The sequence below is a fragment of the Sphingobium sp. RC1 genome, from assembly GCF_059738765.1.
Genome location: NZ_AP027306.1, coordinates 1,060,976 through 1,086,818 on the forward strand (window position 1 = coordinate 1,060,976; position 25,843 = coordinate 1,086,818).

The following is a 25,843-nucleotide window of genomic DNA, read 5'->3' on the forward strand; positions in this document are numbered from 1 at the left end:
TTACTTGAGCTGCGAACCGTCGAGAACAGCCAGCGACTTGATCGTCTCGGCACTCGCCTTGCGCACAGCGTCCGGTGCAGCGACCATGCCGCGCTTTGTCAGCGCGCCGTCGGGTGCCCAGTTTGCGGCGAAGGTGTTGAGATAGGCCTGAAGACCCGGGATCGCGGTCATGTGCGCCTTCTTCACATAGATGAAGAGGGGGCGAGCGCCCGGATATTTGCCGGTCGATACCGTTTCATAGGTCGCTTCGACGCCGTTGATCGACACGTCCTTCAGCTTGTCCTTGTTTTCCTCAAGATAGCTGAAGCCGAACACGCCGAGAGCATTGGGGTTCGCGGCGAGTTTCTGGACGATCAGATTGTCGTTTTCGCCAGAATCCACATATTTGCCGTCTTCGCGGATGCGGGTGCACGTTGCCTTGAACTCGTCTTCGCTCTTTTCCTTGAGCGCCTTCATGGCCGGATCGGTTTCGCAGCCCTTGGTCAGGATCAGTTCGGCTAGCGAATCGCGGGTGCCGCTGGTCGAAGGCGGACCGAATACGCTGATTGCGGTTGCGGGCAGGCTCGGGTCAACGTCCTTCCACGTTTCCGCCTTGTTCGGACCCTTGCCATAAGGGTTCGCGGCGAGCGCTTCATAGACGATCTTGGGCGTCAGCTTGAAACCCGGGCCGTCCTTTGACTCAGCGAAGGCGAGGCCATCGACGCCCACCTGGACTTCGATGATGTCCTTGACGCCATTCTTCTGGCAGTCCTCGAACTCGGCCTTCTTAATGCGGCGCGAAGCATTGGCGATGTCGGGATGCTGTGCGCCGACGCCCGCGCAGAACAGCTTTATGCCGCCGCCGGTGCCGGTTGATTCGATGATGGGCGATTTCATGCCAGAATTGCCCTGAACGAACATTTCGGCAATCGCCGTCGCGAAGGGATAAACGGTCGAGGAACCGACCGCGCGGATCTGGTCACGCGTCCCACCGGCGCTGCCGCCCGATTGGTCGCCGCAACCGGCAAGAGTAAGAGCGGCCGCTGCGGTAGCAGCCATCAGAGCGAAATGCTTCACGGATAGTCTCCTTTATCAAAGGCCGCGATTCGCAATCGCTGCCCCCCTTGGCGCGCAGTAGCCGCGGTAGGTCGCGCCTTTGTGACAGTCCAATTGCACTTTTATGACATTGCGGCCGGAAGCTCAAAAGATGAGCAGAATTTATTCAATGTTTGGACACTGACAGCCTCTCTTCAGCGGGCATCGGCGGCAGCAGGACCGTGATCGTGGTCCCTTTTCCCGGCGCGCTTACAATGTCGAGCCGACCACGGTGCCGCTCCACGATATGCTTGACGATGGCGAGGCCAAGGCCGGTGCCACCCACGGCCCGGCTGCGCCCGGAATCGACGCGGTAGAAACGTTCGGTCAGGCGGGGCAGGTGATCCGGGCCGATCCCTTCGCCCTCGTCAGCGACGACGAGCCGGGTCATCCCGCCGGGGCCTTCCGTCAGGTTCACGCGAATCGGTGTTCCGGCCTTTCCATATTTCACCGAGTTGCCGATCAGGTTGTGAAGCAGCTGTGACAGTTGCGGCCTGTCTCCCGCGACTTCCGCCAAGCCGGGCGTGACGTCCAACTCCACTTCCCGGCCCCGGTCTCCATGGCTCGTCCGGAAAACGCCCACTACCTCGGCAGCCAGGGAACCAAGATCGACGGGGCTGTCAGGGACGCGGTATTTTTCCGCCTCGATGCGGGACAGGGAAATGAGATCGTCGATCAGCCGCTGCATCCGGCGCGCCTCACCGTCCATGATCTTGAGGAAGCGTTGCCGCGTATCATTGTCGCGGCCAAGGTCCGGATCGCCCAGCGTTTCGATGAAGCCCAAAATGCCCGCGAGCGGCGTGCGAAGCTCGTGACTGGCGTTGGCCACGAAATCGACGCGCATCTTTTCTGCGGCATAGGCGCCGCTATGGTCGGCAAGATGCACCAGCCGACGCACTGCGGCATCATCGCCGACCGGTGCGATGCGCATCTGCCAGCGTTGATCGCGTGTGCCGAGGCCCACAAGTTCCAGCATCACTGCCTCGCTCATCGGCGCAAGGCTCGCAAGCCGCTCGGCGGCGGCGGGATGGCGGATGGCGATGCGGGCATCCTCACCCTCGATATGGGCGCCGAGCAATCGTTGCGCCGCCCGGTTGGCCCGAATGATACGCCCCCGCTCGATCAGCATCAGTGGGTCCGCAATCGCCTCCATCATGTCGGCGAAGTCGGGATGTTCGACTATGTCGGTGACAGGTTCGATCGTGGGAGATGCGGCAGGGCGGGGCGTGGGCGATTGGGCGGCGATGATCAGGACGGCGATGCCCGCGAGCACAGGAAGAGCGATGGCTGAGAGCGCCGCGCCCATCAGCAATGCGGTTCCGGTAGCCAGAAACAGCATGGCGAGCGACGCCGTGATCTGGGAAATGCTCAGTCGATTCATGGTTACCGCGCTGGATTATTGGCTGCTTTGCTGCAATGGCTGGCGCAATAGCGTGGATTCTTTACGCTTTGGCAAGCGCGATAGCGGATCAGGACGGTATGAAAGATCAATCGCCCGGACAGCATGCTTCTGATTCCGTGCCTTCAGAGGGCACGGAGCGGGACACCGACTCGATCGCGCCTTCGCGCCGCCAGCTGTTGATGGGTGGTGCCGTTGCTGCATCAGCGATTGTTTCCATCCGTCCGGCTCTGGCCAACACCGCCGCGTCCGTGCTGAACTGCACCATTCCGGTTCCCGATCAGGCGCGTGCGGGAAAATATATCGCGCCCAATGGACAGCTTGTACCGGCAGGGACAGCGGGTGCCGTGCCTGCGCAAGGGCGCAGCTATAGCGGTGAGCAGGTCCGGCAGGCTCTGCGCGGCGGCAGGCTGCCGGGAACAAGCTATGAGCAGAATCAGGCGTATCTGAACTATATCCGGCGCCTTCAGTCCGGAACCAGCGGCTTTACCTGCTACGCATCATTGCAAATGCCGCGTTAGGCACCTGCTTACTCCTGTGCGCTACAGCGGAGCGCCGCCAGTGAGTTTGAGAGCAGTTTGTGACCGCAGAACGCCGTTATCGTAGAGACAAGGACGCCGTCGCGTGCGTGTTGGAGGACATCATCGTCCTTTACCATCGCGCGTCGGGCCAGACGCATATGATGGTCAGCCCTGCTCCAGAGATATTGGAGGCGCTGGATGACGAAGCTGACTCCACAGCGGCCCAACTGCATGCGCGGCTGGAACGCCACTATGATCTGGGCGAGCGGGCGCAGGCGATTGGGGAAATCGAGACTCATCTGGAAGGGTTGACGGCGCTCGGTCTGGTGCGCTGTTCATGAGGCACCAGCTTTCCTTGTCCATCGGCCCCGCGTCATTTCGGATCGGTTCAGCATGGCGAGAGCCGCTGGAATTGCTGGCGCGGCTGTACGACGGTTATCCTCAGCCCAAGGAAGATGTGGCCGACTTCACCGTGCGGCTGGAGCCGACGAGCATGGTCCGGCGATGGGTCAGGCCGTCGATCTTCATCACCGGCGACCATGGTCTGGCCGACGCGGCGCCGATGAGTTTGACGCATGGGCTGTTGGCGGCGGAAATGGGCATGAACCTGCAAATGGCGCTGGGTTGGCGGCGGCATCTGCTGCTCCATGCGTCGAGCGTGGAGAAGGATGGTCGCGCCCTTGTGATGACCGGGGAGTCCGGGTCGGGCAAGTCGACGCTCGCGGCCCAGCTTGGCGAGCGTGGCTGGCGGCTCATGGGTGATGAATTTGCTCTGCTGGACCTGGCTACCGGCGAATTACTGCCTTTCCCTCGACTCGTTTCGCTCAAGAATGGCGCCATTGATGTGATCACGGGTGAGGTTTCGGCCCAGCGGATGGGGCCGTTAATGGCTGGCACGGCAAAGGGGGACATTCGACACCTCATGCCTCGGCCCGATGCGGTCGCGCGGATGATGGAAGCGGCAAAGCCCGCCCTGCTGCTTTTCCCGCGCTTCGGACATGCCGCCGACGTTCGCCCGGTGGGGCAGGGTGAGGTTTTCATGCGCCTGACTCAGGCGTCCACCAACTATGTCGCATTGGGAGAGGCGGGGTTCGGTGCGCTAACCCGGTTCGTTCAGCATGTACCCGCGCGGGCGATCGATTTTCCTTCGGGCGACGAGGCCATCGCGATGGTCGAGCGGTTGTGGGAAGAACTCGCATGAGCGCGGCGCTTTTGGTCAGGTCGCTACGCGATCCGGAGTCGGTCGGGCGTCTGGACAGTGTCGGGTGGAATGCGTTGATCGCGGCGGCTCGGGCTGAGCGGCTGATCGGAACGCTGGCTATGGTCATCGATGAAGGATCGGCGCCCGACACGGTGCGGCCGATTCTGGCGGATGCCCGGCTGGATGCAGAGCGGGAAGCCCGGCAGGCTTTATGGGAAGCAGATCGGGCTGCTGAAGCGCTCGGAGAGCCGGTGCTGCTGCTGAAGGGGACTGCCTATGCGGCCTCTCGCTTCAAGGCAGGCGAGGGGAGGTTTATCGGCGATCTCGATATCCTGGTTCCGCGCGGCCGTTTGAAGCAGGTCGAGGACAGGTTGATCGCGGCGGGGTGGGAGTGGGTCAAGGAAGACGCCTATGACGACGCCTATTACCGGCAATGGATGCATGAACTGCCGCCGATGATCCATCGCGAGCGGGACCGGATGATCGATGTGCATCATACGATCCTGCCGCTGACCGCGCGGCCGAGGCCGAACGCGGAGGCGATGCTGGCGGATGCGGTGCCGGTGACTGACCGGTTAGCGGTCTTGTCGCCGGAAGATATGATCTGCCATTCTGCGGCGCACTTGTTTGCGGATGGTGATCTTGCCGGTGGTTTGCGCAACCTGTGGGATATTCACTGCCTGTGCCGCGAATTTGGGGAGAACCAGCAGGATTTTGATCTTGGCTTGCTCGAAAGGGCGGCCGAGCATCAGTTGTACGCGGTGGTGTTGCGCGCGCTGAGGCTGGCGCACTTCCTGTTTGGCACACCTGTCCGGCCCCTTCGCTCGCCCATTCAAGTGGACTATCGCCCCGTTTGGAGCGACCGCCTTTTCATCGCGCGTCTGCTGGCCCGGGACGGCTGGGGGCGTGAAACGCGAAAGCTGCTGCGTTTTGCATTTTATGTCCGGTCACACTGGCTGCGCATGCCGCCGATGATGCTGGTCCGTCATCTGCTGACGAAGTGGCGCAAAGGGCACCGGCCCGCCTAGCGCTGTAGGCTGGGAATAATGTTCTGAAGATCGCCGAGTAAGGGGAAAGGCGTCGGCTTTCCAGCAGGTTCGGTAGAGGGGGAAATCGCCATCCCCATCCACATCACATCATGCCATTGACCGAATTTGAAGCCGACTTCCCTGTAGATGCCCACCTCTTTCATGCCCAACGCAGTGTGAATGGCCACGCTGGCGCTGTTCGGAAGGGTTATGCCCGCGAAGAGGCTGTGATAGCCCTGATGCCGCAATATCTCGATCAGTATGTCGTAGAGACGCCTCCCGATTCCACGACGATGATGATCAGCCGCCAGATAGACGGAGATATTCGCCGACCAATCATAAGCCGCCCGGCCGCTATGGGGTCCGGCATAGGCATATCCCACTATCCGACCATCCACCTCGGCGATCAGCCAAGGGTAATATTTTAAGCAATCGGCCAGCCGAAAGCTGAATTCCTCAGCGTCTGGAGGCACGCTTTCAAACGAGATTACGGTGTTCAAAACATAAGTGGCGTAGATCGCCGCGAGGTGATGCGCATCGTCCTCAACAGCCGTTCTTATGATTGCCGTCATGCCATGAATCCTGTTGAGACAGGGGGAAGCCGTTACGGGCTTATCGCTTCAATATGTTCAACGCGAGCACCGTCATGGCCTCGCTTGCCGTGGCGATGACCTTGTCGGCCTCCGGTGCCCAGAAGGGGCTGTGAAGGGAGGGAAGGGTGAGCTGGCCAGCGGCGGCTTTTGCCATCTGATCGGCGGGAACTCCTCCGACCCAGAAGATGAAGCTGTTGATGCTTTTGTCAGCCCGGTAATAGCGGCCGAAATCCTCGCCGCCCATCGATGGCTTCGTTTCGATGACGCGTCCTTCGGGGAAATACGCTTTGAGCAGTCCGGCCATTTCGTTGGCGAAGGCGGGCGGATTGTAGGCGGCGGGCGTGAATTCATCCTTTACCGAGACAATCGGCATCCGATCTTCGGGGATGCCCGCAGCGATTGCCTCCCCGCGTGCGATACGCTCGATGCCGTGGATCAGCCGTTCGCGGGTCTCGTCGGAATAGCTGCGGACGGTGAGAAGCAGCTTCGCCTCATCGGGGATGATATTATGCTTGGCGCCGCCCACGAAGCTGCCGACCGTGACGACAGCGGGGTCCAGAGGGTCTTGCTCGCGGCTGATGAGGGTCTGAAGAGCTCCGACGATGCGGGCGCCCAGCACTATGGGGTCTCTTGTTGTTTGAGGATAGGCGCCATGACCGCCGGTGCCTCGAACGACTATGTCCACGCTGTCTACATTGGCGAGCGCATAGCCGGGGGTGTAGCCGATCGTGCCCGCCGGAAGATTGGCGGCGTCATGGAAGGCGATGGCATGCGTGGGACGTGGGAAGCGCGTGTAGAGCCCATCGTCCAGCATCATGCGCGCGCCGCGGCCGACTTCCTCGGCTGGCTGGAGGATCATGACCAGCGTACCGCGCCAGCTGTCCTTCCTCGATGACAGGAGTTGGGCTGTTTCGATAAAGGCGGTCATGTGCGTGTCGTGGCCGCAGGCGTGCATGACACCGGTTTCAATGCCTTCAGCCGTCTTGGTGCGAACTTTCGAGGCGAAGGGGAGACCGGTCTGTTCCGTGACGGGCAGGCCATCCATGTCCGCGCGGATGAGGAGAACCGGTCCCTCGCCATTTTTCATGACCGCGACGACGCCGGTGCCGCCCACCTTTTCGGTGACTTCGAACTTCATCGCCTTGAGGCGGCGGGCAAGCTTTGCGGCGGTCGCTGTTTCCTGCTCCGACAGTTCGGGATGGGCATGGAGATCGCGGTAAAGCGTCATGAGGTCGCTCATGTCGCTGCCGATCTGGGCGGCTATCTCCCGTGCCTGTGGAGATGCAGGAGCGGGGGCGGTCTGTGCAGTAGCACCAGACGAAAGAGTGGCAGCGGCCATGATGACCCTTAACGCGTTACGCATCGGCTATTCTCCCTGTTGGACGGGAGCATAGGAAGATTTGGCGGCGCAAGGAAAGTGGCAGATATGAAAAGGCGCCCGTCCATTGAAGGACGAGCACCTGTCATGATCCGTCGCGACGGGATTAGAAGTGGAAGATCACACCCGCAGTCGGACGAAAGCTGTCGAAATCATAGGTTTCGGTCTGGAAGCGCAGGCGAATGCCGCTGTTGCCGGTGATGCCGCCAAGACCGATGTCCTTCGGGCCAACTTCAACGCCGACGCCGTACATCCAGTCCTTGCGGTTCGGCCAGCCCTGCTTGCCGTTGACCCACTGGTAGCCGGCCGATGCGAAGATCATGCCACTTTCACCAGCGCGAGCGCCGAAGCGGCCTTTCACGCCATATTCCCAATCAATGTCGGCCCAGCCTTTGGTTGCATTGCCTTCAACGCCGACGAAGACGGGGCCGAGCGGAACGTTGACACCGGCGACGCCGCTTACGATCGCTCCGCTCATGATGGTTTCGCCGGGAACGCTGCCGAATTCCGAACGGCGGTCGAAGCTGTGCCAGCCGCCAAGGATGCCGACATAGGGTTCGACGCCGAATGCTTCAGTGCCGTCAGGTGCGGCTTCTTCCTGCGCATGGGCGAGCGAAGGCAGCGCCGCGAGCATCGCGGCTGCGAAAAAATACTTCTTCATATTTGGCTACTCCCTTGAGCCTTGTTCATCAGATGTGTGAGAGTAACGGGAGCAGCCGCCTATGGTTTCCCCACGGAAAACAATTGGTTCAACGGCGTGGTAAAATTGCAACGCGCTCTTATTGGGCAGTCCAGCCGCCGTCGATACTCATATTGGCGCCTGTGATATTGGCCGCGGCATCACTGCACAGGAACAGCGCCATGGCCGCAACCTGATCGACGGTCACGAATTGCTTGGTCGGCTGTCCAGCGAGCAGCACATCATTCATCACCTGCTCGCGCGTCATGTTGCGCGCCTTCATGGTGTCGGGAATCTGGTTTTCGACCAGCGGCGTCCAGACATAGCCCGGTGAGATGCAGTTGGCGGTGATGCCGAATGTTGCGAGTTCGAGGCCCAGCGTCTTGGTGAAGCCGGCAAGGCCGTGCTTGGCTGTCACATAGGCGCTCTTGAAAGGAGACGCCGTGAGCGAATGCGCGCTGGCCGTCTGGATGATGCGCCCCCACTTTTTCGACTTCATATAAGGGATGGCGAGGCGGGACGTGTGGAAGGCGCTGGTCAGATTCAGCGCTATGATAAGGTCCCATTTGTCGACCGGGAAATCCTCGACCGGGGCGACATGCTGCATGCCCGCATTGTTGATGAGGATGTCCACGCCGCCGAATGTGCTGGCCGCTTCCTGCATCATCGCTTCGATCTCGGCGGCCTTGGTGAGGTCGTGCCCGCTGTAGAGGGCCTTGGCGCCGCTCGCCTGCTCCAACGCCTGCCGTTCCTGTTCGATCGCAGCGCTGTCGCCGAAACCGTTGATGATGATGTTCGCGCCCTCCGCAGCAAGGGTCTTGGCATAAGCAAGGCCGATGCCGGAGGTGGAGCCCGTGATAAGCGCTGTCTTTCCGGCGAGGGACTTGGTCATGCGTTTTTCTCCTTGAGAGTGTCGGGCGCCTGGAGGTCGAAGGTGGCGCTTTTGCCGTTCGTGATGTTGCGAGCGATCAGGTCGCCCTTGTGCATCACTTCTTCGACGGCGTCGCGGCCCTGGCTCCAATGGTCCAGCATGGTGGAACGGGAAAATTCAAAGTCGCGGGCGCCACTTTCCCAGGCGCGACTGCGATAGATGAGGTGGACGATGTTGACCGAGCCACGGTCGAGATATTCGCGCAGGCGCTGGGCGTCGGCAGCGTCCTTGAGGTCCGGCGGCAGTTTGTCCAGCAGCGCCTTGATCGCCTTATGTTCGCGGCGCAGGCGTAGATATTGATCGGTGACCTGACGCGTCCGGCTGGAATATTGAATGTCCTTGGCGCGGGAATAGACGTCCGTCATCTGGCGCGGCATCGGACCTTCGGCGGGGAAAAGGTCGACCTGAAAGACGAGCATGTCGTCATTTTGATGTTCCAGCACGTGAGCTAAGGGCGTGTTGGAAACGAGACCGCCGTCCCAATAATGCCGCCCATCTATTTCCACCGGGGGCAGGCCGGGGGGAAGCGCACCCGAAGCCATGATGTGGCGCGCGTCGATGCGGGTCCGCCCGTCAGGGCCTCGCGTGTCCCAATAAGCGAAGTTGCCGCTTTCTACATCGACCGCTCCGACCGAGAGGCGGACAGGGCCGTCATTCAGAAGATCCCAATCCACACAGGCGTCGAGCGTTTCCTTGAGGGGCGCGCTGTCATAGAAGCTGATCGCCCCCGACGTGCCTTCGGGCATCATTACGGAAGGCCAGAGGCGAGGGCGGAACATGCCGGGCACGCCGAAGGTCGCAACGGCTCCCGCCGCCATCAAATGTGCGGCCTCCCGAATATGATCGATTTCGGGCAGGAAGATATTGGGAAGGCCGCCGGAAACCGTCAGCCAGAATTTCTTCATCCTGCTGATGCGGCGGTGCGGCGGATTGCCCGCTATGATCGCGGCATTGACCGCGCCGATCGAAATGCCCGCGACCCAGCTTATGTCGATGCCAAGTTCATCGAGGCGCTGATAAACCCCAGCCTGGAAAGACCCAAGGGCGCCGCCGCCCTGGAGCAGCAGCGCAACGTCGTGGGGCAAAGGGAGCGGCGTGCTCGCGCGGCGCGGAATGGAAGGATCGATATCGGCCATGTCGCAGTGCAATATAACGACTAGCGCGCGGGTGCCAACTTAATGTGCTGCAACAATCCGATAAGCTGAAAGCAACCAACTCTATATCGCAGCCGTTCCAACCTTCACGCTGATCGGATAGGCATGGGATGAAAGAGAGGGCGTCATGCGGTTGGACGACGAACGGGAAAGCTCCAATTTCGAGGTGCAAAGCGGCCGTGGCGGCTTTGGCGGCGGGCTGGGCGGTGGCCTTGGCATGCTGTTGCCATTCATCGGCAGCCGTTTTGGTTGCGGCGGGATCGTCGTCGCACTCATCATCCTGATGGTGATGGGGGTTAATCCGCTGAGCTTGGTCGGTGGCGGAGGCGGCGTGCAGCAGGATGCGTCCGTCAGTCGCGATCCGCAGAAATTGTCGGAAATTCAGCATTGGTCTTTAAAAGTGCTGGGATCGACCGAGAAGGTTTGGGGCCAGATTTTCCAGCAATCGGGGCAGCAATATCAACCGACAGTCCTGTCCTTTTACTCTCAGGCTGGCGCGTCGGGCTGCGGCGCCGCGCAAAGTGCAATGGGTCCTTTTTACTGCCCCAATGACAAGAAGGTGTATCTGGATACCGATTTTTTCAATGAACTACGCCAGCGCTTCGGCGCGCCGGGCGACTTTGCCCAGGCCTATGTGATCGCCCATGAGGTCGGGCATCATGTGCAGGATTTGGAAGGCACGTTGGGGCAGGTGCAACAGCGTCAGCGCAGTGTGGGCGAAGAGCAAGGTAATGCCCTGCAAGTGCGCGTCGAGCTGCAGGCGGATTGCTATGCAGGCGTGTGGGCGAAGCGCACGGGGCTGATGGAAGCGGGCGATCTGGAAGAAGGCATGACCGCCGCGCAATCCATCGGCGATGATACATTGCAAAAGGCGGCAGGACGGCGTCCCGTGCCGGAAAGCTTCACCCATGGATCAAGCGAGCAGCGGATGACCTGGCTGCGCAAGGGGCTGGACAGCGGTGACCCGGCGCAATGCGATGCTTTTGCCGGGGCGGCGGGCTAAAAAGCGCTTTAGGCTGTCAGAGGGGGCGGGCTTCCGAACTGGTTGCAGTATCGCTGTTACCGGCTTCGCCCGCGCCGGTCGGCGGTTCACCGGGCAGGCCGTTGCCTGGCGCGAGGAATGGCTTGCCCGCTTCCGGCATGGGCTGGCCAAAGGATACGGCAGGAGGGGTCTGCTCCATCGGCACTGGCGGTACGACCGATTGTTGGGTGGGCAATGGCTGTTGAACTGGGGGCTGGGGAACCATGGGTTGAACCACCGGAGCTGATGGCGTCGCCGAAGGGTGCGGCGTGATGCCCTGTACCAGCAGAACGATTATTGGGGCGCTGACCAACGTGATGGCGGCGAAAGCCTTGTAGAGCATGCAGGCACATCCTGAACCAAAGACGCGCTGTTTCTACGGGCTTTCGGTAAATAAAATCCTGCGCAGCCGGTCTAATTTCGGTCCAGCTTTTTCAGCAGGTCCATCATATCCGACGGCAAGCTGTCGCGCTTGGCGCGGAATGTGGACTGCAACGCATTGCCGATGCCTTCATAGGGCTGAGGCGCGCCGACCGTCAGAAATCTGCGATCAGTGGTCTTCCGCCCGTTGCCAGATCGGCTCACTGATTTACGCTGCATTTCCATGTTTCTACAACGGGCGGCGACGGGAAAAGTTTCTGGCATTCATTTCAGGCTCGGGCGATAGCTGGGGTATGACAGGAGAGATTGCGGTGGCGGACTGGACGGCGGCAATGGCGCGGATGCGTGCCCATTCGCCTTTCCTCGCCAGACAGATGGACAGGTTTCCCGAAGTGGTCGACCTGTTGGTGGCCGGAGATGTTGAGGCTGCGCTGAAGGCGGCCCAAAACGTATCGGCCGCGGACGACGGGATCGCCAGATCGCTGCGGCGGCGAAAGGGCGCACTGTCGCTGGTCACGGCCGCGGCGGATCTGTCGGGCGCCTGGGATCTGGATCGGGTGACGCGTACCTTGTCGGATTTTGCCGACCAGGCTTTGGAAGAAGCACTGCGCGCCACCTTTGCCGAGCGGTATCCGGGTGTGGAGCCGAAGGGGTTTGTCGTGCTGGCATTGGGCAAGCATGGCAGCCGCGAGCTGAATTACTCATCCGACATCGATCCCATCCTGCTTTATGACCCTGCGACCCTGCCGCATGGGGAGCGGGAGGACCCGGCTGATGCGGCAGTGCGGATCGGCAGGCGGGTGAGCGAGCTTTTGAATGCGCGGGACGGCGATGGCTACGTCTTTCGCGTCGACTTGCGGCTGCGTCCCTCTCCCGAAGCCACGCCCATTGCGCTGCCTGTCGAGGCGGCGATCGGCTATTATGAATCCACGGCGATGGGGTGGGAGCAGGCCGCTTTCGTCCGCGCGCGCCCTGCGGCAGGCGACCTCGGCCTGGGCGATTATTTCATGCAGCAGATCCGTCCGTTCGTCTGGCGGCGGAGCCTGGATTTCGGTGCGATCGACGCGATCACCGACATATCGCGCCGAATTCGCGACCATTATGCGCAGGGTCAGGCTTTCGGGCCGGGCTATGACCTGAAACGGGGACGCGGCGGCATTCGGGAGGTCGAGTTTTTCGCGCAGACCCATCAGTTGATCCATGGTGGGCGTGATCCAGCGCTGAGATCGGGCAATACGCGCGAGGCGCTTCGAGCGCTGGCGGCGGCAGGGGTCTTCGATCCGGAAGTGTCGCGCAAGCTGGACGAAGCCTATGTGCTGTTCCGCACGGTCGAGCATCGGTTGCAGATGGTCGAGGACCGGCAAACGCATGAGCTGCCCAGGACCGCCGAAGCGATGGACAATGTCGCGCGGTTGCATGGTCTGGAGAATGGCGGGGACTTGATCGAACTGCTGCGCCCGAAGGTGGAGTGGGTGGGCGCCAATTATGATCAGCTGACGCCTGCTGAAAAAACAGAGTCGCTTTCGCATGACGAGGACCGGCTGGCGGCGCAGTTGGCCGAGATGGGTTTTGTTGATCCGCAGGCGCCGGTTGCGCGGATCGCTCGCTGGCGCACGGGCAGCATCAGGGCGTTGCGCAGCACGGCTTCGCGGGAAGCGCTGGAAGATTTGCTGCCGGGATTGATGCGCACATTGGCGGCGGCGCCCGATCCGGTACGGGCGCTGAACCGCCTTGACGACCTGATCGGAAGGCTGCCGAGCGCGATCAACTTCTTCAAGCTGCTTGCCGCGCGACCGGGTCTTGCGGAGCTGATGGCGGAGTTGCTCAGTCATGCCCCGACGCTGGCGGATGCGTTGGGAAGGCGGGCCGAGCTGCTCGATGGGCTGATTGATACGTCTGCCTTTGATCCGCCGCCTGCCGTGGAGCAATTGGCCGCTCAGTTCGCGCAGCTGGAAGCGGGCGAGGATTATCAGGCGCTGCTCGATCGGGTGCGGCAGCGAGTTAATGATCGGCGCTTTGCGCTGGGTGCGCAGATCATTCGCGGTGGTGATCCGCTGGAAGCAGGGCGAGGCTATTCGCGGGTGGCGGAGGCGGCGATCGAGGCGTTGGCGAGCGCGACCGTCCGCGAATTTGAGGCGGTGCATGGACGGGTGCAGGGTGGGGAGATGCTTATCCTTGCGCTTGGCCGACTGGGCGGCGGCGTTTTGACGCATGCTTCGGATCTGGATCTGGTTTATCTTTTTTCCGGCGATTTCATGAAGGAATCCGATGGAAGAAAGCCGTTGGGGGCTACGCAATATTTCAATCGGTTGGGCCAACGCATAACCAATGCATTATCGGTCCAGACGGCGGCGGGGCCGCTTTATGAGGTGGATACGCGGTTGCGGCCTTCGGGCGCGCAGGGGCTATTGGCGGTCAGTCTGGACAGCTTCGCCAAATATCAGCGCGAGGAAGCGTGGACTTGGGAACATCTGGCGCTGACGCGCGCGCGGCCGGTTTTCGGATCACAAGACGGCCGGGCTGCTTTGAGCGCGATATTGGCCGAGACTTTGGAACGGCCGCGCGATTTCCCGGAACTGGCGCGTCAGGCGGTGAAGATGCGCCGCGACATCGCCGCGCACAAACCGCCTGCCAGCGAGCTGGACGTCAAGCTGGTGCCGGGGGGCCTGGTGGATCTGGAGTTCCTGATCCACGTGTCGCAGTTCAAACATGAAATGGCGTTCAGTCCTGACTTGCGCGCGGCTTTGGACGAGCTGGTCGAGGCGGGTCATCTGCCAGCCGACCTGATCGATGCGCATGATCTGATCACACGTTTCCTGATCGTATCGCGACTGGTTTCGCCCAAATCGACCGAGCCGCCCGAAGCGACCCGGCCCGTCGTTGCGCGCGCGTGCGGTGTCGAAAGCTGGGACGCGCTGCTTGAAAGCTATGCGCAGGCCCGGCAAAGGGTGAGCGATGCCTGGGCAGCGCTGTCCGCGCCCTATTCGGAGGAAGAAGATGCTGGAAGCCGGTGATGCCCTGCCGAGCGTGACGTTGAAGGATGCCGACGGCGTCGACTTCACATTGGATCGGTTCAAGGGGAAGCCGGTCGTCGTCTATTTCTACCCCAAGGCTGATACGCCGGGCTGCACCAATGAGGCCAAGGACTTTACCGAACTGGCGGGAGACTATGCGGCATTGGGCGTGCCGGTGGTCGGCATTTCCAAGGACAAGCCTGCGAAGCTCAAGAAATTTGCGGACAAATACGGCCTGAACGTGACGCTCGCATCTGACGAGCCGGGCGAGGCGTGCGAGGCTTTCGGCACCTGGGTCGAAAAGTCGCTCTATGGCCGGAAATATATGGGGATCGAGCGGGCGACCTTCCTTGCGGATGGAACGGGCAAGATTTTGCGCGTCTGGCCCAAGGTGAAGGTGAAGGGCCATTCCGCCGAAGTGCTGGAAGCCGTGAAGGCGCTTTGAATTTGCCGGTCGAGATTGAGAGTGTGGGGCAGGCCTGCGCTCATGTGCTGATGACGCCGGAGCCACGGGACAAGCTGATGGCTGCGCGCGTGGTGGCCCGTGCCTGGAGGCAGGGCCGGTTGGCGCATCGGTTCGGTGCCGCGATGCCCGACACGCCCGCGCGGCCCGACGCCCCCGCCCTGCTGCCAGCCAATCAAATGCCCAAGCGCGGCAAGATCGGTTCGGATCGGGCGCGGATCGCCATGCTGCATGCCCTGGCGCATATCGAGTTCGTCGCGATCGACCTGGCGTTCGACCTGATCGGCCGGTTTGGGAGCGAGTTTCCGCAAGCCTTCGTCGACGACTGGATGCAGGTCGGCGCGGAAGAGGCGATGCATTTCGCGCTGCTGGACCGGCGTCTGCGGCAGATGGGAAGCTTTTATGGCCAACTGCCTGCCCATGACGGGCTGTGGCAGGCCGCGACCGAAACCGCAGGGGATGCCATGGCGCGGCTCGCCATCGTTCCGATGGTGCTGGAAGCCCGTGCGCTGGATATCACGCCCGCCACGATCGCCCGGTTTGAAGGCGTAGGGGATGAGGCATCCGCGCGCATGTTGCGCCGCATTATGACGGACGAGATTCGCCATGTCGGAGCCGGGACAAGATGGTTTGGTCATGCGGCGAACCGAGAGGGACTGACCCCCGCAAATCATTACCAAATCCTTGTAAAACGCCATTTTCGCGGGTCGCTGAAACCGCCGTTCAACGACTCGGCGCGTCGACAAGCCGGTTTAACGCTGGATTTTTACGGCGCGCTTGCACAATGAAGCGGGAAATGTCCTTTTGATGACGCGGGTGGCGATTTAGGTCGCAATTGGTCAACACGGGGAGCGCCGAGAGGCTCAAAAGCCTCCGGAGGATAAGTCGGGGTCGGCATGTTGTTTCTTCGTTCGAATAATGCGCGTAGCGCGCGATGGTTCCTGTCTGCGTGTAAATCCATTGGGGCTATGGGCGTAGTGAGCGCATTGTGCGCCGCAATGCCTGCGCAGGCCAAGGCGGTCGCCGACGATCCCTATGGCGATGCAACGGAAATCAATACCAGCGCGCTTGGCCCGGCAGATGTGGGCTTTTCCAATCTTTTCTCCAGCCTTCAGCGGCTGGACGGCGGCGTAAAGGCGGCCAGCAACAATATCCCGACCGGTCGGCCTGTCGAAAGACTGTCGCTGACGTCCAACTTTGGCGTTCGTTCCGACCCGTTCAACGGCGGCGCGCGGATGCACAAGGGCATCGATATTCCCGGCCCCGTCGGAACCCCGGTCTACGCGACCGCAGACGGCATTGTGAGCCGCGCCGGTTGGGCGAGCGGCTATGGCAATCTGGTACAGATTTCCCATGGCGGCGGTCTTGAGACCCGTTACGGCCATATGTCGAAGCTGATCGCGGCTCCTAACAGCTATGTGCATCGTGGCCAGTTGATCGGCCTGATGGGATCGACCGGGCGTTCGACCGGCAGCCACCTGCATTATGAAGTCCGCGTGGACGGCCAAGCGATCAACCCGATGCCGTTCGTCGTCGGTCCCGATGTTCTCGTAGCGATGAACACGAAACCGCCCATTGCCATGGGTGGCCCGACGAAAGCGCAGGAGCATGACGCGGAATAATCCGCGCTACGCCGCTTATCCTTTGCAAAGGCTCGGCACCGATGGGTTGCCGGGCCTTTTGCTTGATCTTATCTAGGCGCCATGGCTGATATCGACCTGACCCCTTCCGCCGCTGCCCGCGTGGCTGCGATTGCCGCCAAACAAGGCAAGCCCGCTATCCTGCGGCTGGCCGTCGAGGGTGGCGGATGTTCGGGCTTTCAATATCGTTTCGGACTGGCCGATGCGGTGGAGGCGGACGATGTGGCCGTCGAACGGGACGGCGTGACGCTGGTCGTCGATGATGTGAGCCTGGACCTGGTGCGGGGCGCCGCAGTCGATTTTGTTTCCGACCTCGGCGGATCAGCGTTCAAGGTGACGAACCCCAATGCCACCGCTGGCTGCGGTTGCGGGTCGAGCTTTTCGATTTAATCTAGAGTATCGTGCGCAAAAGTGGGAACCGATTTTGCGCTTGAAGCGATGCGATAACAAAAAACTAGAGCGCGCGACCTGCGTCCGATTAAACGCAGCGTGCTCTAGATGCGGATGCTTGGGCGCAAGACGATCCGCTTAAACCATCAGCGAGCGCGCCCTAAAGCCGCAACCCCGCCGTCTCGGGCAACCCGGCCAATATATTGAGGTTCTGCACCGCAGCCCCGGCCGCGCCCTTGCCCAGATTGTCGAGCGCCGCCACCAGCCGCACCTGACCCGCATCCTCATTGCCGAACACGAACAGCGCCAGCCGATCCGTCGCGCCGACATGCTCGATCGCGATCTGACCCATCGCCGCGCTGTCCTCCAGCGAAGCAACGCTCACGATCGGCGATCCCGCATAGGCATCAGCCAGCGTCGCATGAATGTCCGCGACCTTGGGGGCACCCGTCATCGCGCGCAGCTGCAACGGCACTTCGACGATCATGCCGCGATAGGCATTGGCCACCGCGGGCGCAAAGATCGGCGGATGCGACAGGCCCGAATAGCGCAGCATCTCCGGAATATGCTTGTGCGTCATGCTGAGCCCATAGGGCCGGAACGCGCTCGGCGCGCCGCTTGTCCCCTCAAATTCCGCGATCATCGCCTTGCCGCCGCCGGAATAGCCCGACGCGCCCGACACCGTCACCGGCCAGTCGGCAGGCAGCAGGCCGCCAAGCACCAATGGCCGCACCAGCGCCAGAAATCCGGTCGGCCAGCACCCCGGATTGGACACGAACCGCGCGTTCGCCAGCTTTTCCCGATGCCCCGGCTCCAACTCGGCAAAGCCATAGGTCCAGCCGTCCGCCACGCGATGCGCGGTCGATGCATCGATCACGCGCGTCCGGTCATTGTCGATCAGTGCCACGGCTTCGCGCGCGGCATCGTCGGGCAGGCACAGGATGACGATATCGGCGGCGTTCAAAGCCTCCCGCCGCGCCGCCGCATCCTTGCGCTTGTCCTCATCCAGCGTGATGAAGGACAGTTCAGGCCGCCCCGCCAACCGCTCGACAATCTCGAGCCCCGTGGTGCCGACGCCGCCGTCGATGAAAATCTTGTGAGTCACGCGCCGATCCTCCGCCGCGAAATTATCGGTTCCGCATGGTCCGCCGCCAGCCGGCCGACCACGTCCGCCAATGGTTCGACCACCACGGCCATCCAGTGGGCATTGGCGTGCAGCAGATTGTCGCCGTCCGTCATGATGCCGACATGACCGGGGAAAAAGACGAAGTCGCCGCGCTTCAACGGCTCGTCGGAGGGCAGGGGGTTGCCGATGCCTTCCCGCTGCAAATCCGTGTCGCGCGGTGCCTTGATCCCGCACTGACCCAGCGCGACCTGCACAAGTCCCGAACAGTCGATACCGCGATGGCCCCGTCCGCCCCAGACATAGGGCTGGCCAAGGTAGCGCAGCGCCACGGCGACCCAATCGCTTTCCGTCGCGTCGGCGCTGACGGCATGCCGCTCATGGACATATCCTTCGGCACAAGCGACGAATCCGTCCGCCGCCTGCCCGGTGAACAGCGCGCCGCCCGGCCAGTAATCGTGAATGGGCGACTTGATGTCGGCCGCGCTGAACAGTGGCGCGGTGCCAGCAAAAATCCGGTGGTTAGTTTCTTCATGCGTGTCCAGCGCCTCGCGCCGCACATAGCCGACATAGCCGTCATGCCCGCAAAAGCCCCAGGCCCAGTCGGTGGTCATGTCCAGCGCATGGAAGCTTTCGCCGCGCAGCAATTCGCTGACGGCCGTAGCCGTGATGGCGGGTGAGGACAGCAGCGGCGTTCCCGCCGCAACGCAGGTCAGTTCAATCGAACGGGCATAATGGGCCGAAAACAGCACCCCTGCCAGTGACAGGTCGGCCAGGTCGCCGCGCGCGGCGTGGATGCGGCTGTCCAGCTTGACGGAGCGTCCGTCAAGTTTGAACCGAATGCGTTCAGGCGGTGCGTCCCGCAGAGTTGAAGTCGTGGCGTTCATCGCGGCCGGTTCCTGCGATGAAATGGTGAAACGCGTCAAGGAATTCCGCCCCTTTTGGGGTCCGGGTGATGAAAATATTACGCCGATCGGCCGCATCGCGCTCCCGGCGAAGATAGCCGAGCGCCGAAAGCTTGTTCAGCGCGCGGGTGATAACCGGCTTCGACACATGCAGCGCCTCGGCGAGTCCCCGCACGGTATGCGGCCCTGCGCCGATGTAAACGGTCATCATCAACGCCATTTGCCGGTTGGTAAGGTCGGGCCTGCCGGATCGCACATAATCGACCAGCGTGCGCATCCATTGGGCAAGTTGTTTCAGACCTGGGCGGTTCAGCTCAGTAGTCTGTTCCTGTGCAGAAGCGGCATCCATGCCCCCGTAACGCACGATGCACAATCCGGTTGCGTAACGGCCCCATGCCGAAGTTCATTTCTGCCCTGATTTTTCATAACGTTGTTCCAGCATGCGGAAAACGGCGCGCAGGCCCAATGCCTCGCCGCCCTTTGGTCGCCCCGGCTTTGGCGACGGCCGCCAGGCGAAGGTGTCGAGGTGAATCCACTTCGCCTTGTCCGGCACGAATCGCTTCAGGAACAGCGCGGCGGTGATCGCACCCGCAAAGCCGCCTTCGCCCGCATTATTGATATCGGCGATGTCCGATTTCAGCATGTCGGCATAGCCATCCCACAAGGGCAGGCGCCAACTCGGGTCGTCCACTTCGCTGCCCGCCGCCTCCATTTCAGCGGCCAATGCGTCATCATTGGTGAAGAGGGCAGGGAGGTCGGGACCCACCGCCACCCGCGCCGCGCCGGTCAACGTCGCATAGTCGATGACCAGTTCCGGTTCATCCTCTCCCGCCAGCGCCAACGCATCGGCCAACACCAGTCGACCTTCCGCATCGGTATTGCCGATCTCCACCGTCAGCCCCTTGCGGCTGCGCAATATGTCGCCGGGGCGGAAGGCATTGCCCCCCACCGCATTTTCCGCCGCCGGGATCAGCAGGTGCAACTGCACCGGCAGGCGTGCGCTCATGATCAACCGGGCGAGCGCGATCGCATGGGCCGCGCCGCCCATATCCTTCTTCATCAGGCGCATGGCCGACGATGGCTTGATGTCCAGCCCGCCGCTGTCGAAGCAAATGCCCTTGCCGATGATGGCGACGCGCGGATGCTTGGGATCGCCCCACCTTAATTCGATCAGGCGCGGCGCAAAGTCCTTGCCCGCTGCCCGGCCCACGGCATGGATCATCGGAAAACCCTGCTCCAGCGGGTCACCCTTCGTCACCGTGAAGCGCGCGCCAAAGGCTTCGGCGACCTTCGCCGCTTCCTCCTCCAACTGTTGAGGCCCCATGTCGCCAGCGGGAATGTTGACGAGGTCGCGCACCAGCGCGACCGCTTCGGCCAGCCTGACCGCCGCATCGATCTGCGCAACCTCGCTGGTCAGCAGCACGCGCGGTCCGGTGGCATTTTCGTCGCGGCGATAGCGGTCGAACCGATATTGCGCCGTCAGCCAGCCGAGCATGGCTGGCCCGGCCGTCCCGTCCGCCAGCCGATATTGACCCTCGGGCAAAGTCTCGGCCAGCTTGGCGAGGCACCAGCTGCTGAGCTTCGCTTTGTTCGCCACCCCCGCGACCACCGACCAGTCCGAAGGATCATCTCCCGGAATGATTGCATGCTCATATCCCTTGCCCGCGAACTTCTGCGCCGCGACGATCGTCCGGACGCGCTGCGGCTGCGCGGAAAGCCAGTTTTCGAAGCTTTCCGCGTCGACAATCTGGATCATATGAGCGGGCTGATTGTTGTCTGCTTTCAGCAGGTCGTAATAATCGGTCATGGCGGGATTCTGGACAAGGATGAGGGGGTTGGAAAGCCCCATTTTTGCGATGTCGGCGCCTCGGCCCGACCATCCCGCATTTGCCCCTGACCGGCAAAGGGTCTAGATTGATGGCAACGCAAACAGGCAAGGAGAGAGACATGGTAATGCATGGCGATAATGCGCGGCAGCAGGCGCTTCGTGCGCGTGCCTATCAACTCGCCGAAACCGGGCGGTTCGATGGTGCGCATCAGGTCGAGCAAGCCCTGATCGCGGAAGGTTGGCCCAACGCCGCCGCCGTTCTTCAGAGCAGCTACGCCCGCAAGGCGATCAGCGAGCGTTGTCTGGCGGCCAAGCCGCACTGATGCAGCGCTTGCCAATGCGAATGAAGGCGGGGCCGGTCGCAGGACTGGCCCTCTTTCTCTGTGCATGTTCACCCTCGGCTGGTGATCAGGCAATGGATAATGTCGCTGACACCGGCAATGATGTCGCCACGGCCAATTTCGTCAACCGTATGGCGGGTGCGGAACAGCCAAAGCCGCCGTCCCAACCTTTTCAGCAGGCTGAAAAGACCGACCTGCTGGAATTCCTCTACGCCTGGCCTGCGCAAGCGTCCGCCGTGCCGGAGATCGCCGCCAAATTCCGCAAGGACATGGAAAGCGGAAAGGCCGATGCGCTCAAGATGGCGGCGGACGACCGCAAATCGGCGCAGCAGTCCGGCTTTCCCTTCCACGCCCATAGTCTGGAAACGCGCTGGACCGTAGCCGCCGACACGCCGCGCTTCCTGTCGCTTCGTTCCAGCCGCTACACCTACACCGGCGGCGCGCATGGCATGACCGGCTATGACGTGCTGCTGTGGGACAAGGCGCGCAAGCGGGAAACCAGCGTGCAGGCGCTCATGACCTCACCCGCCGCCTTCGCCGCCGCGATCCACGATGCCTTCTGCGATGGCCTCGACAAGGCCCGCGCGAAGAAGCGGGGCGGGCCGATCATGCGCGGCGACGATCCCTTCACCCAGTGCATCGACCCGATGAAGGAAGTCCTTGTCCCCACCTCGCGCGGTGGCAAGCTGATCGACCGGATCGTCGTCGTCATCGGCCCATACAGCGCCGGTTCCTATGCCGAAGGGACCTATGAAGTGCCGCTGGCCGTCGATGCCGCCATGTTGAAAACGATCAAGACCGAATATCAGGACGCGTTCGCGGGCGCTCCGTAAAGATCATGATCGTCGGCATCCTCGATCACCACGTCGAGGATGTCGCCAGCCTTCCGCCCTTCGCCGACATCACGCAGGAACACATTGCCGTCGATCTCCGGCGCATCCGCCTGGCTCCGCGCGGTGGCGCCGATCGAACCGTCCTCGTCAGCGTCGCCAACCTCATCGACGATCACCGGCAGCACCCGCCCGACCTTCGCCTGCAACTTGGCGGCGCTGATCGCGGCGGTCTTTTCCATGATCCGCTGGTAACGTTCTTCCTTGACCTCTTCAGGCACCGCGCCCGGCAGATCATTGGCCGCCGCGCCTTCTACCGGTTCAAAGCGAAAAGCCCCGACGCGGTCCAGCTGCGCCTCGTCCAGCCAATCGAGCAGATACTGGAAATCCGCCTCCGTCTCGCCGGGGAAGCCGACGACGAAGCTCGAACGGATCGCGATATCGGGGCAGATGCTCCGCCACTTGCGGATACGATCCAGCACCTTCGCCTCGTTCGCAGGCCGCTTCATGGCCTTCAGAACAGTGGGCGAAGCATGCTGGAACGGAATGTCCAGATAAGGCGTCAGCAGCCCCTCGGCCATCAGCGGAATGACATGATCCACATGCGGATAGGGATAGACATAGTGCAGCCGCACCCACGGGGCCACGCCCTCGCTGGTGCGCAACTGCCCCAGCTCGCGCGCCATGTCCGTCATATGCGCCCGAACCTCGCGGCCCTTCCACTGGCGAGGCTCATGCCGGGTATCGACGCCATAGGCCGACGTATCCTGGCTGATAACCAGCAGCTCCTTGGTGCCCGCGTAGACGAGCTTCTCCGCCTCGCGCAGCACCGCATCGATCCTGCGCGACACAAGATCGCCCCGGATCGACGGAATGATGCAGAAGGAGCAGCGATGGTTGCAGCCCTCCGAAATCTTCAAATAGCTGTAATGCCGCGGCGTCAGCTTGAGGCCCCCCTCGGGCACCAGATCAACGAACGCATTGGGCACCGGCGGCGAAGCATCATGCACCGCATTCACCACCTGCTCATATTGATGCGCACCCGTAACGGCCAGCACCTGCGGGAACTTGGCGCGGATCACGTCCGCCTCATCGCCCATGCAGCCGGTAACGATGACGCGGCCATTTTCCGCGATCGCCTCGCCAATCGCCTCCAGCGACTCTTCCTTGGCGGAATCGAGGAAACCGCAAGTATTCACCAGCACCACATCCGCGCCAGCATAGTCGGCGGACATCAGATAGCCGTCGGAGCGCAGCTTGGTCAGGATGCGTTCGCTGTCGACCAGGTTCTTGGGACAGCCGAGCGACACCATGCCGACCTTCGGCGCTTCAGGAATTTTGGTTGCCATGATCGGCGCGCACATAGGGATTTTCGCGCCAAATGTCACGCCCGCCCGAAAGATCAGCCGGATTAGCGCGTCTCGCCCGCGCCATCCCCCTGAACAATCTCGATGATAAGGTCGCCAGGCTCGAGTCTCCGCGCCCCTTCCTCCCAGAAGCCGATGACCCGCTCATCCCGATAGATTCGCACGCCAAGCCCGGTCCCGATCGCCGACAAAGGCTTGCCAACTTCGTCCGGTGAGGCCAGCCGCTCATGCAGCTTCACCGCGCCACCCGACGCGGCCAGGTCCGCCATATAGTCCGCGATATGCCGCCCGCTGGTGCTCCCCGCCAGCAGCAGCCCGGCAAAGCTCACCGGATTGATCACCGTCGTCGCGCCCGCCTGCCGTGCGGGCAGCTCATTATCCTCGTTCCGCACGACGATGCTGATCGGCAGCCGAGGCGCCAGATGCCGCGCCGTCAGCGTGATCAGGATCGACGTATCGTCCCGCCCGGCCGACACGATCATCGCCCGCGCGCGGCTGATCGCCACATCGTTCAGCGTCTTGTCCCGCGTCGAATCGCCGCACATCACGTTGCAGCCCAGATCCTCCGCCTCCACCAGCGGCTTTTCCTGCGGATCGACCACCACGATCTCACGCGGATCGACGCCCCGCGCCAGCAGTTCCCGCACCGCCTCGCCGCCGCTGGTGCCAAAGCCGGTGACGATGATATGATTGTGCAGATCGGCCTGAATGCGTGCCATGCGCCACCTGTAGAAGATGTTCCGGAAAAACAGATTATAGGCCGTCCCCAGAAAGATCAGCCATACGAACAGCCGGATCGGCGTCACCAGTAGCGCCTCGAACAGCCGCGCTTCCGGGCTGACCGGCACGATGTCGCCATAGCCGACCGTGGTCACCGTGACGGTCGTGAAATAGAGCACGTCGACGAAGCTGATCTGGTTATCCAGATTGTCCTTCAGCCCATCGCGCCCGACCCAGTGGATCAGCAGCACCAGCGCGATCAGCCCAAAAACCAGCCCCACCCGCCAGACCAGATCGGCCCAAATCGGCATGGACGATCGCCGCCGCAGAAATCCGGTTTGCGCCAGGGGAGGGCGGGCAGGATTGATCCTCATGGGGTGCTCATGCCCCTCCAAACTCCCGTCATCCCAGCGAAAGCTGGGATCTCAGGAGATGTCGCACGACCTCGCCCGAGACCCCAGCGTTCGCTGGGGTGACGAGATACAAGGCTAGCGCTCGACAATCACCGAGGCTCCAACCGCGTCACCCCACCCATATAAGGCGCCAACACCTCAGGCACGATCACACTGCCATCTTCCTGCTGGTAATTTTCCAGCACCGCCACCAGCGTCCGTCCCACGGCCAGCCCCGATCCGTTCAGCGTATGCAGGAACCGCGTCTGCTTCTCCCCTTCCGGCTTGAACCGCGCATTCATCCGCCGCGCCTGAAAATCGCCGCAGTTGGAAATGGAGCTGATCTCGCGATAGGTCTGCTGGCTCGGCAACCAGACTTCCAGGTCGAATGTCTTCGCCGCCGCAAAGCCCATGTCGCCGGTGCACAGCAGCACCTTGCGATAGGGCAGTCCCAGCGCCTGCAGCACGCCCTCGGCCGCCGCGCACATGCGCTCATGCTCGGCCTCCGACTCCTCGGGCTTGCAGATCGCGACCAGTTCCACCTTCTCGAACTGATGCTGGCGGATGAAGCCGCGCGTGTCGCGCCCCGCCGATCCGGCTTCCGACCGGAAACAGGGGGTCAGCGCCGTCAACCGCATCGGCAGGCTCGCGACATCGACAATCTGCTCCCGCACCAGATTGGTGAGGGAGACTTCGGCGGTGGGGATCAGCCAGCGCCCATCGGTTGTCCGGAACAAATCCTCGGCGAACTTCGGCAGCTGCCCCGTGCCGAACAGCGCCTCGTCCCGCACCAGCAGCGGCGGGTTCACTTCCTCATAGCCATTCTCGCCCGACTGGCGATCCAGCATATATTGCGCCAGCGCCCGATGGAGCCGCGCCATCTGCCCCCGCAGCGCCGTAAAGCGCGCCCCCGACAAAGCCGCGCCACCCTCAAAATCCAGCCCCAGCGCCGGGCCGAAATCCGCATGATCCTGTGGCGTAAAGCTGAACTGCCGGGGCTCACCCCAGCGGCTCACCTCGACATTGTCCGCCTCGTCCGCGCCTTCGGGCACATCGGCGGCGGGCAGGTTGGGAATGGCCGCCAGCAGGGCGTGCAGCTTTTCGCTGACCTCCCGGTCCTCTTCCTCCCGCGCGGGCATGCTTTCCTTGAGCGCCGCGACTTCCGCCTTCAGCGCCTCCGCCTTTTCCATGTCCTTGGCCGCCATGGCCGCGCCGATCGCCTTGCTCGCTTCATTGCGGCGGGCCTGACCCTGCTGCAACTCCGTCTTGATCGCCCGGCTGCGCTCATCGAGCGGCAAAATCTCTCCGCTCAGGGGAGCCGACCCACGCCGGGCCAGACCTGCATCGAAAGCGGCGGGATTTTCACGGATGAAGCGGATGTCATGCATGGGTCAGCCCTATGCCGTTACGCGACCAGCCGCGCAACCCTGCGCGCCCCTGTCCGTTTGTCCTTACAAGACATCAGGAAAA

General features: G+C 62.3%; 28 protein-coding genes. 12 read left to right on the forward strand and 16 right to left on the reverse strand.

Annotated elements, in window-relative coordinates:
* On the reverse strand, positions 1 to 1,056 hold the full coding sequence (locus tag AC6JBC_RS05195) for a substrate-binding domain-containing protein (protein WP_498025760.1): 1,056 nt from the start codon (positions 1,054 to 1,056) through the stop codon (positions 1 to 3).
* Positions 1,057 to 1,201: 145 nt separating this feature from the next.
* The gene (locus AC6JBC_RS05200) at positions 1,202 to 2,455 is read right to left on the reverse strand and encodes an ATP-binding protein (protein WP_498025761.1); all 1,254 of its coding nucleotides are present in this window, start codon (positions 2,453 to 2,455) and stop codon (positions 1,202 to 1,204) included.
* 200 nt (positions 2,456 to 2,655) lie between these two features.
* On the opposite strand from AC6JBC_RS05200, the gene AC6JBC_RS05205 reads away from it, so the two are divergent.
* Genes AC6JBC_RS05205 through AC6JBC_RS05220 form a run of 4 tightly spaced genes read left to right on the forward strand, consistent with a single transcriptional unit; the run spans position 2,656 to position 5,223 of the window.
* Entirely contained in the window at positions 2,656 to 2,994 is a 339-nt protein-coding gene (locus AC6JBC_RS05205; RefSeq protein WP_449474653.1) for a hypothetical protein, read from the forward strand.
* A 59-nt stretch (positions 2,995 to 3,053) separates the two neighbouring features.
* Positions 3,054 to 3,335 carry an HPr-rel-A system PqqD family peptide chaperone gene (locus tag AC6JBC_RS05210; RefSeq protein WP_498025762.1) on the forward strand — a complete coding sequence of 94 codons (282 nt, stop codon included), beginning with the start codon at positions 3,054 to 3,056 and terminating at the stop codon, positions 3,333 to 3,335.
* Entirely contained in the window at positions 3,332 to 4,195 is an 864-nt protein-coding gene (locus AC6JBC_RS05215) for an HprK-related kinase A (RefSeq protein WP_498025764.1), read from the forward strand. Before AC6JBC_RS05210 ends, AC6JBC_RS05215 begins: the two co-directional genes overlap by 4 nt.
* Positions 4,192 to 5,223 carry a nucleotidyltransferase domain-containing protein gene (locus AC6JBC_RS05220; RefSeq protein WP_498025765.1) on the forward strand — a complete coding sequence of 344 codons (1,032 nt, stop codon included), beginning with the start codon at positions 4,192 to 4,194 and terminating at the stop codon, positions 5,221 to 5,223. The genes AC6JBC_RS05215 and AC6JBC_RS05220 overlap by 4 nt, the downstream gene beginning before the upstream one ends.
* Here AC6JBC_RS05220 and AC6JBC_RS05225 read toward each other — a convergent pair.
* From AC6JBC_RS05225 to AC6JBC_RS05245, 5 genes are all read right to left on the reverse strand, one after another.
* The gene (locus tag AC6JBC_RS05225; RefSeq protein ID WP_498025766.1) at positions 5,220 to 5,795 is read right to left on the reverse strand and encodes an arsinothricin resistance N-acetyltransferase ArsN1 family B; all 576 of its coding nucleotides are present in this window, start codon (positions 5,793 to 5,795) and stop codon (positions 5,220 to 5,222) included. The genes AC6JBC_RS05220 and AC6JBC_RS05225 overlap by 4 nt on opposite strands.
* A 40-nt stretch (positions 5,796 to 5,835) precedes the next feature.
* Positions 5,836 to 7,179, reverse strand: a complete 1,344-nt coding sequence (locus AC6JBC_RS05230; protein WP_498025767.1) for an amidohydrolase — start codon at positions 7,177 to 7,179, stop codon at positions 5,836 to 5,838.
* Between the two features lie 121 nt (positions 7,180 to 7,300).
* Positions 7,301 to 7,855, reverse strand: coding sequence for an opacity protein (locus tag AC6JBC_RS05235; RefSeq protein WP_498025769.1), 555 nt, complete (start codon positions 7,853 to 7,855; stop codon positions 7,301 to 7,303).
* Between the two features lie 118 nt (positions 7,856 to 7,973).
* A complete protein-coding gene (locus AC6JBC_RS05240) occupies positions 7,974 to 8,765 on the reverse strand; it encodes a 3-hydroxybutyrate dehydrogenase (RefSeq protein WP_464786980.1) in 792 nt (263 codons plus the stop codon).
* Positions 8,762 to 9,940, reverse strand: coding sequence for a patatin-like phospholipase family protein (locus AC6JBC_RS05245; protein WP_498025771.1), 1,179 nt, complete (start codon positions 9,938 to 9,940; stop codon positions 8,762 to 8,764). The genes AC6JBC_RS05240 and AC6JBC_RS05245 overlap by 4 nt, the downstream gene beginning before the upstream one ends.
* A gap of 145 nt (positions 9,941 to 10,085) precedes the next feature.
* On the opposite strand from AC6JBC_RS05245, the gene ypfJ reads away from it, so the two are divergent.
* Positions 10,086 to 10,961 carry a KPN_02809 family neutral zinc metallopeptidase gene (gene ypfJ / locus AC6JBC_RS05250; protein WP_464786978.1) on the forward strand — a complete coding sequence of 292 codons (876 nt, stop codon included), beginning with the start codon at positions 10,086 to 10,088 and terminating at the stop codon, positions 10,959 to 10,961.
* Positions 10,962 to 10,977: 16 nt separating this feature from the next.
* Here ypfJ and AC6JBC_RS05255 read toward each other — a convergent pair whose 3' ends face one another.
* The gene (locus tag AC6JBC_RS05255) at positions 10,978 to 11,322 is read right to left on the reverse strand and encodes a hypothetical protein (RefSeq protein ID WP_498025772.1); all 345 of its coding nucleotides are present in this window, start codon (positions 11,320 to 11,322) and stop codon (positions 10,978 to 10,980) included.
* Positions 11,323 to 11,393: 71 nt separating this feature from the next.
* Positions 11,394 to 11,579: a hypothetical protein gene (locus AC6JBC_RS05260; protein ID WP_498025773.1), complete on the reverse strand. Its 186-nt coding sequence runs from the start codon at positions 11,577 to 11,579 to the stop codon at positions 11,394 to 11,396.
* Between the two features lie 74 nt (positions 11,580 to 11,653).
* Between AC6JBC_RS05260 and AC6JBC_RS05265 the strand changes: the two genes are divergently transcribed.
* From AC6JBC_RS05265 to erpA, 5 genes are all read left to right on the forward strand, one after another.
* Positions 11,654 to 14,374 carry a bifunctional [glutamine synthetase] adenylyltransferase/[glutamine synthetase]-adenylyl-L-tyrosine phosphorylase gene (locus AC6JBC_RS05265; RefSeq protein ID WP_498025775.1) on the forward strand — a complete coding sequence of 907 codons (2,721 nt, stop codon included), beginning with the start codon at positions 11,654 to 11,656 and terminating at the stop codon, positions 14,372 to 14,374.
* The gene (bcp, locus tag AC6JBC_RS05270) at positions 14,358 to 14,819 is read left to right on the forward strand and encodes a thioredoxin-dependent thiol peroxidase (RefSeq protein ID WP_498025776.1); all 462 of its coding nucleotides are present in this window, start codon (positions 14,358 to 14,360) and stop codon (positions 14,817 to 14,819) included. The genes AC6JBC_RS05265 and bcp overlap by 17 nt, the downstream gene beginning before the upstream one ends.
* Before the next feature lie 50 nt (positions 14,820 to 14,869).
* Positions 14,870 to 15,625: a ferritin-like domain-containing protein gene (locus AC6JBC_RS05275; protein ID WP_498025778.1), complete on the forward strand. Its 756-nt coding sequence runs from the start codon at positions 14,870 to 14,872 to the stop codon at positions 15,623 to 15,625.
* A gap of 108 nt (positions 15,626 to 15,733) precedes the next feature.
* Positions 15,734 to 16,459 carry a M23 family metallopeptidase gene (locus tag AC6JBC_RS05280; RefSeq protein WP_464786972.1) on the forward strand — a complete coding sequence of 242 codons (726 nt, stop codon included), beginning with the start codon at positions 15,734 to 15,736 and terminating at the stop codon, positions 16,457 to 16,459.
* Positions 16,460 to 16,540: 81 nt separating this feature from the next.
* The gene (erpA, locus tag AC6JBC_RS05285; protein ID WP_464786971.1) at positions 16,541 to 16,867 is read left to right on the forward strand and encodes an iron-sulfur cluster insertion protein ErpA; all 327 of its coding nucleotides are present in this window, start codon (positions 16,541 to 16,543) and stop codon (positions 16,865 to 16,867) included.
* Between the two features lie 160 nt (positions 16,868 to 17,027).
* On the opposite strand, the gene argC is transcribed toward erpA, so the two are convergent.
* The 4 genes from argC to AC6JBC_RS05305 are packed head-to-tail and all read right to left on the reverse strand — an operon-like array spanning position 17,028 to position 20,702.
* Complete coding sequence (gene argC / locus AC6JBC_RS05290) at positions 17,028 to 17,972, reverse strand: N-acetyl-gamma-glutamyl-phosphate reductase (RefSeq protein WP_498025779.1); 945 nt, start codon at positions 17,970 to 17,972, stop codon at positions 17,028 to 17,030.
* Positions 17,969 to 18,877, reverse strand: coding sequence for a C40 family peptidase (locus AC6JBC_RS05295; RefSeq protein WP_498025781.1), 909 nt, complete (start codon positions 18,875 to 18,877; stop codon positions 17,969 to 17,971). The genes argC and AC6JBC_RS05295 overlap by 4 nt, the downstream gene beginning before the upstream one ends.
* Positions 18,837 to 19,244 (reverse strand): MarR family transcriptional regulator, encoded by a 408-nt coding sequence (locus AC6JBC_RS05300; RefSeq protein WP_464789127.1) that lies wholly within the window; start codon positions 19,242 to 19,244, stop codon positions 18,837 to 18,839. The genes AC6JBC_RS05295 and AC6JBC_RS05300 overlap by 41 nt, the downstream gene beginning before the upstream one ends.
* A 54-nt stretch (positions 19,245 to 19,298) precedes the next feature.
* Positions 19,299 to 20,702, reverse strand: a complete 1,404-nt coding sequence (locus AC6JBC_RS05305) for a leucyl aminopeptidase family protein (RefSeq protein ID WP_498025783.1) — start codon at positions 20,700 to 20,702, stop codon at positions 19,299 to 19,301.
* Positions 20,703 to 20,842: 140 nt separating this feature from the next.
* Between AC6JBC_RS05305 and AC6JBC_RS05310 the strand changes: the two genes are divergently transcribed.
* Together AC6JBC_RS05310 and AC6JBC_RS05315 are read left to right on the forward strand one after the other, a co-directional pair.
* Positions 20,843 to 21,046: a hypothetical protein gene (locus AC6JBC_RS05310; protein ID WP_460987665.1), complete on the forward strand. Its 204-nt coding sequence runs from the start codon at positions 20,843 to 20,845 to the stop codon at positions 21,044 to 21,046.
* Positions 21,046 to 21,897: a DUF4163 domain-containing protein gene (locus AC6JBC_RS05315; RefSeq protein WP_498025785.1), complete on the forward strand. Its 852-nt coding sequence runs from the start codon at positions 21,046 to 21,048 to the stop codon at positions 21,895 to 21,897. The genes AC6JBC_RS05310 and AC6JBC_RS05315 overlap by 1 nt, the downstream gene beginning before the upstream one ends.
* Here AC6JBC_RS05315 and rimO read toward each other — a convergent pair.
* From rimO to serS, 3 genes are all read right to left on the reverse strand, one after another.
* Positions 21,870 to 23,258: a 30S ribosomal protein S12 methylthiotransferase RimO gene (gene rimO / locus AC6JBC_RS05320; protein WP_498025786.1), complete on the reverse strand. Its 1,389-nt coding sequence runs from the start codon at positions 23,256 to 23,258 to the stop codon at positions 21,870 to 21,872. The two genes, AC6JBC_RS05315 and rimO, sit on opposite strands and share 28 nt — an antisense overlap.
* A 47-nt stretch (positions 23,259 to 23,305) precedes the next feature.
* Positions 23,306 to 24,355: a potassium channel family protein gene (locus AC6JBC_RS05325; protein ID WP_498025787.1), complete on the reverse strand. Its 1,050-nt coding sequence runs from the start codon at positions 24,353 to 24,355 to the stop codon at positions 23,306 to 23,308.
* Positions 24,356 to 24,483: 128 nt separating this feature from the next.
* Positions 24,484 to 25,761, reverse strand: coding sequence for a serine--tRNA ligase (serS, locus tag AC6JBC_RS05330; protein ID WP_498025789.1), 1,278 nt, complete (start codon positions 25,759 to 25,761; stop codon positions 24,484 to 24,486).
* Positions 25,762 to 25,843: the final 82 nt, after the last annotated feature.

Coding starts and splice junctions, on each gene's coding strand:
- AC6JBC_RS05200 (WP_498025761.1), bottom strand. CDS start 2,455: ATGAATCGACTGAGCATTTCCCAGATCACGGCGTCGCTCGCCATGCTG.
- AC6JBC_RS05205 (WP_449474653.1), top strand. CDS start 2,656: ATGGGTGGTGCCGTTGCTGCATCAGCGATTGTTTCCATCCGTCCGGCT.
- AC6JBC_RS05215 (WP_498025764.1), top strand. CDS start 3,332: ATGAGGCACCAGCTTTCCTTGTCCATCGGCCCCGCGTCATTTCGGATC.
- AC6JBC_RS05220 (WP_498025765.1), top strand. CDS start 4,192: ATGAGCGCGGCGCTTTTGGTCAGGTCGCTACGCGATCCGGAGTCGGTC.
- AC6JBC_RS05225 (WP_498025766.1), bottom strand. CDS start 5,795: ATGACGGCAATCATAAGAACGGCTGTTGAGGACGATGCGCATCACCTC.
- AC6JBC_RS05230 (WP_498025767.1), bottom strand. CDS start 7,179: ATGCGTAACGCGTTAAGGGTCATCATGGCCGCTGCCACTCTTTCGTCT.
- AC6JBC_RS05235 (WP_498025769.1), bottom strand. CDS start 7,855: ATGAAGAAGTATTTTTTCGCAGCCGCGATGCTCGCGGCGCTGCCTTCG.
- AC6JBC_RS05240 (WP_464786980.1), bottom strand. CDS start 8,765: ATGACCAAGTCCCTCGCCGGAAAGACAGCGCTTATCACGGGCTCCACC.
- AC6JBC_RS05245 (WP_498025771.1), bottom strand. CDS start 9,940: ATGGCCGATATCGATCCTTCCATTCCGCGCCGCGCGAGCACGCCGCTC.
- ypfJ (WP_464786978.1), top strand. CDS start 10,086: ATGCGGTTGGACGACGAACGGGAAAGCTCCAATTTCGAGGTGCAAAGC.
- AC6JBC_RS05255 (WP_498025772.1), bottom strand. CDS start 11,322: ATGCTCTACAAGGCTTTCGCCGCCATCACGTTGGTCAGCGCCCCAATA.
- AC6JBC_RS05260 (WP_498025773.1), bottom strand. CDS start 11,579: ATGCAGCGTAAATCAGTGAGCCGATCTGGCAACGGGCGGAAGACCACT.
- AC6JBC_RS05265 (WP_498025775.1), top strand. CDS start 11,654: ATGACAGGAGAGATTGCGGTGGCGGACTGGACGGCGGCAATGGCGCGG.
- bcp (WP_498025776.1), top strand. CDS start 14,358: ATGCTGGAAGCCGGTGATGCCCTGCCGAGCGTGACGTTGAAGGATGCC.
- AC6JBC_RS05275 (WP_498025778.1), top strand. CDS start 14,870: ATGACGCCGGAGCCACGGGACAAGCTGATGGCTGCGCGCGTGGTGGCC.
- AC6JBC_RS05280 (WP_464786972.1), top strand. CDS start 15,734: ATGTTGTTTCTTCGTTCGAATAATGCGCGTAGCGCGCGATGGTTCCTG.
- erpA (WP_464786971.1), top strand. CDS start 16,541: ATGGCTGATATCGACCTGACCCCTTCCGCCGCTGCCCGCGTGGCTGCG.
- AC6JBC_RS05295 (WP_498025781.1), bottom strand. CDS start 18,877: ATGAACGCCACGACTTCAACTCTGCGGGACGCACCGCCTGAACGCATT.
- AC6JBC_RS05300 (WP_464789127.1), bottom strand. CDS start 19,244: ATGGATGCCGCTTCTGCACAGGAACAGACTACTGAGCTGAACCGCCCA.
- AC6JBC_RS05305 (WP_498025783.1), bottom strand. CDS start 20,702: ATGACCGATTATTACGACCTGCTGAAAGCAGACAACAATCAGCCCGCT.
- AC6JBC_RS05310 (WP_460987665.1), top strand. CDS start 20,843: ATGGTAATGCATGGCGATAATGCGCGGCAGCAGGCGCTTCGTGCGCGT.
- AC6JBC_RS05315 (WP_498025785.1), top strand. CDS start 21,046: ATGCAGCGCTTGCCAATGCGAATGAAGGCGGGGCCGGTCGCAGGACTG.
- rimO (WP_498025786.1), bottom strand. CDS start 23,258: ATGTGCGCGCCGATCATGGCAACCAAAATTCCTGAAGCGCCGAAGGTC.
- AC6JBC_RS05325 (WP_498025787.1), bottom strand. CDS start 24,355: ATGAGGATCAATCCTGCCCGCCCTCCCCTGGCGCAAACCGGATTTCTG.
- serS (WP_498025789.1), bottom strand. CDS start 25,761: ATGCATGACATCCGCTTCATCCGTGAAAATCCCGCCGCTTTCGATGCA.